The sequence below is a fragment of the Streptomyces lonarensis genome, from assembly GCF_012033735.1.
Classification (GTDB): domain Bacteria; phylum Actinomycetota; class Actinomycetes; order Streptomycetales; family Streptomycetaceae; genus Streptomyces; species Streptomyces lonarensis.
The window spans coordinates 1-2498 of the sequence record NZ_JAAVJD010000409.1 but is presented as its reverse complement, the minus strand read 5'-3'; the positions used below and the strand labels follow the sequence as shown (position 1 = coordinate 2498).

The 2498-nt window shown below is 79.1% G+C and carries 2 protein-coding genes; one reads left to right on the top strand and one right to left on the bottom strand.

What is annotated here, in order from left to right:
- Positions 1-307 precede the first annotated feature (307 nt).
- Entirely contained in the window at positions 308-853 is a 546-nt protein-coding gene (locus tag HCN56_RS26830) for a hypothetical protein (protein ID WP_245247022.1), read from the top strand.
- 224 nt (positions 854-1077) lie between these two features.
- Here HCN56_RS26830 and HCN56_RS25090 read toward each other — a convergent pair.
- Positions 1078-2498: primosomal protein N' (locus tag HCN56_RS25090; protein ID WP_167974877.1), on the bottom strand; the 1421-nt coding region annotated here is incomplete at its 5' end.

Below are 2498 nucleotides of genomic sequence, written 5' to 3'. Positions count from 1 at the left end.
GCCGCACGCCCGCGAGGTGCTGCTGCTCCGCGCCGTCGCCGCCGGAGCGGGGCTGCTCCTGGGCGGCCACAGCCGGACGGCGGAGGCGGCCCAGGCACCGGTGGCGGGGCGCCACATGTGGCGGGAGGGTGCCGTAACCCGCCGCTGTCGCGCGCCGGGGCGTGCCGCGCGGAACGCCTCGCGCCCCCGGAAACCGTCCGTGCGCCCGCAGGGCGTGACCGTGCGTTCGGTCAGGCGTTGGTCACGGAGGACTGACCGGGGCGTACTCCGGTCGTGAACCTATTTCGCCGGTTGGAGAGGCTTGTCGATGGCTGACCACGCCACCCCTGACGCCCAGGCACGAGCGAGTCTGCACCTGCTGGTGCGGGACATCGAGCGGGTACGCCGACAGGTGGACGCGCTGCGGACCCTCACCTCGCAGCTGGGGAACGTGTACCGCCCACGACGCACCGGTCCCGCCACCGGTTTCGTCGTCTACGGCCGCGCTCCGGCGCCGACCGTCCGTCTGGCACAGGAACTGCGGGACAGCGTCGAGACGCTGGTCACCGCGGCGGTCGACTTCGACCGTTCGCTCGGCTTCTCCTGGGACGCCGTGGGCTCGGCGCTGGGCGTGACCAAGCAGGCGGTCCACCGCCGCTACGGCGCGCGGCGCACCACGCCCATCGGCGCGGCCCGGCCGCGCATGGCGGCCTCGGTCCCCGGCGCGCGGTCCGGGGCCCCGCAGCCTATGGAGGAGCCGCTGGAGGAGCTGCCGGAGTCGGTGCGCGGCGGTTCCGAGCTGGGCGAGGTCGTCGGCCGGCACCCGCTGCCCGCGGCGACGCGCGGCGTGGTGCCGGGGCCGAGGGGCGGCTGACCGTCCGCGTGCCGTCCTGGCCGGCCGGGCACCGGGTTCCGGCGACCTCCGGCCGACCAGGACGGGACGAGCACCGGAGCGTCCCGAGCGGCGCACGCATCGACCGGCCCACCGGGACGCGCGCCCCCCGGACGGACCGGCCGCGCGTCGACCCCGCCGCGCGTGGGCCCGGTTCCCGCCGGGCCCTCCCTCCGGCAGTCCGCCGACGCCCCGTCGCGGGCCCGTCAGCCGATGTCGACCGGGTCGACACGGACGCGGGCGACCGCCGGGTCGCCGTGGGCCAGCCGTGCCGCACGGGCGGCGCGCAGCGCCGTGGCGAGTGCGTCGCCGTCGGCCGGGTGGCTGCGCACCAGCGCACGCTGCCAGACCTCCCCCGGCGGGGGCTCCGCTCCCCGGCGCGGCGGCCGGCCGCGGACCGGGGGCGGCTCGAGTTCGGTGGCGCCCAGCAGCTGTGCACTGGAGGGCAGTTCGGTCGCGCGCAGCAGTCGGGTCACCGCCTCGGGTGGCCCGGTGACGGCGGCGAGCCGGGTGACCGGCGGCAGCCCCAGCTCGGCGCGCTCCCCCAGCTCCCGTTCCGCGTGCCCGGCCGGGTCCCAGCGAACCAGTGCCTGCACGGGGCGCGCGGTGGGCTCGGCGAGCACGACGACGACGGACCCGCCGGCGGGTGCGGGGCGCACCAGGGCGGCCGCGTTGAGCCAGCGGCGCAGCGCCTCCTCCCCCGCCCGCAGGTCGGGTCGGCCGAGCAGCGCCCATCCGTCGAGCAGCAGCGCCGCCGCGTAGCCGGGGCCGTCCTCGACCCGCGGTTCGGCGCCGGGGGTGGCCACGACCACCGCCGGCCGGTCGGGCACGGTGTCGAGGATGTGGTCGCGCCCGGAGGTCCGCACGGGGACGGCCGGGAAGGCGCGGCCGAGTTCCTCCGCCGTCCGACGGGCGCCGACGACGCCGGCGCGCAGTCGACTGCCGCCGCACTCCGGGCAGTGCCACACCTCGGTGTCGCGCCCGCACCACGCGCAGCGCGGAGGTGCGTCGCCTCCCGGTGACTGGAGGGGGCCGGGGCAGTGCGCGCAGCCCGCCGGGTGGCGGCAGCGGTCGCAGGCGAGCCGCGGTACGTAGCCCCGCCGAGGTACCTGGACGAGGACGGGGCCCTCGGTGAGGGCGTTGCGCACCGCCTCCCAGGCGTGGCTGGGCAGGCGGGCGCTGCGGGCGGCCGGGTCGCGGGCGTCGTCGCGCTCCTCGACGGTCCGCACGGCGGGTGCCCGCTCGCGGACGGTGGCGCGGGGAGCGGCGAGCTCCCCTGCCCAGCCGCCGGTGACCAGCTGGGCCGCCTCCGCCGTCCGGCTGTGGCCGCCCAGGAGCAGCCCCGCTCCGGCGGCGACGGCGCGGAGCAGCAGCACCTCGCGGGCGTGCGGCTGCGGTGCCCGCTCCTCGCGGTGGTTCTGGTCCCCGTCGTCCCACAGGGCGAGCAGCCCCAGGTCCCGGACGGGGGCGAACGCCGCGGCGCGGGTGCCGACGACGGCGCGGACGGCACCACGGTGGACGGCGAGCCAGCGCCGGTAGCGGCTCTCGGCGCCGGCGTCGGCGGTGAGGAGGACGTGGTGGCCGGGTCCGAGCAGGGCGGTCAGCGCGGCGTCGGCCCGCGCGGCGG